The 1,349-nt window shown below is 70.2% G+C and carries 1 protein-coding gene; it reads left to right on the top strand.

Annotated elements, in window-relative coordinates:
• A partial coding sequence (locus tag ACGF8B_RS42070) for a biotin/lipoyl-containing protein (protein WP_392748221.1) occupies positions 1 to 1,349 on the top strand: 1,349 nt, incomplete at both ends.

Below are 1,349 nucleotides of genomic sequence, written 5' to 3'. Positions count from 1 at the left end.
GGTACCCCGGACCCGGTCGGGGGTTCCGCCGAGGTCGTGGCGTTCGCCGAGGCGAACGGGCTGCCGATCGCGATCAAGGCCGCCTTCGGCGGTGGCGGACGCGGCCTGAAGGTCGCGCGCACGTTGGAGGAGATCCCGGAGCTGTACGACTCCGCGGTCCGTGAGGCCGTCGCCGCGTTCGGCCGCGGCGAGTGCTTCGTGGAGCGCTACCTCGACAAGCCCCGGCACGTGGAGACCCAGTGCCTGGCCGACACCCACGGCAACGTCGTCGTGGTCTCCACCCGCGACTGCTCGCTCCAGCGCCGCCACCAGAAACTCGTCGAGGAGGCCCCGGCCCCCTTCCTGTCCCGGGAACAGAACGCGGAGCTGTACGCCGCGTCCAAGGCGATCCTGAAGGAAGCCGGCTACGTCGGCGCCGGCACCGTCGAGTTCCTCGTCGGCCTGGACGGCACGATCTCCTTCCTGGAGGTCAACACCCGCCTCCAGGTCGAACACCCGGTCACCGAGGAAGTCACCGGCATCGACCTCGTCCGCGAGATGTTCCGCATCGCCGACGGCGAGGAACTCGGCTACGACGACCCCGCCATGCGCGGCCACTCCTTCGAGTTCCGGATCAACGGCGAGGACCCCGGCCGCGGCTTCCTGCCCGCCCCCGGCACCGTCACCACCTTCACCCCGCCCACCGGTCCCGGCGTCCGCCTCGACGCCGGCGTCGAGTCCGGCTCCGTCATCGGCCCCGCCTGGGACTCCCTGCTCGCAAAACTCGTCGTGACCGGCGCGACCCGCGAACAGGCACTGCAACGCGCCGCCCGCGCACTGGCCGAGTTCAACGTCGAGGGCATGGCCACCGCCATCCCCTTCCACCGCGCGGTCGTCACCGATCCGGCCTTCACCAGCGACCCGTTCCACATCCACACCCGCTGGATCGAGACCGAGTTCGTCAACGACATCAAACCCTTCACCGCCACCGCCGACACCGAGACCGACGAAGAGACCGGCCGCGAAACCGTCGTCGTCGAGGTCGGCGGCAAACGCCTGGAGGTCTCCCTGCCCTCCTCGCTCGGCATGAGCCTGGCCCGCACCGGACTCGCCGCCGGCGCCAAACCCAAACGCCGCGCCGCGAAGAAGTCCGGCTCGGCCGTCTCCGGCGACACCCTGGCATCCCCGATGCAGGGCACCATCGTCAAGATCGCCGTCGAAGAAGGCCAGCAGGTCCAGGAAGGCGACCTCGTCGTCGTCCTGGAAGCCATGAAGATGGAACAACCCCTCAACGCGCACCGCTCCGGCACCGTCAAGGGCCTCGCCGCCGAGGTCGGCAGCTCGGTCTCCTCCGGCGCCGTCATCTGCGA

It is taken from the genome of Streptomyces sp. NPDC047917, from assembly GCF_043204345.1.
In the GTDB taxonomy this organism is placed as follows: domain Bacteria; phylum Actinomycetota; class Actinomycetes; order Streptomycetales; family Streptomycetaceae; genus Streptomyces; species Streptomyces sanglieri.
Note: the sequence above shows the minus strand (reverse complement) of the source record. Positions and strands in the feature narration are given on the sequence as shown.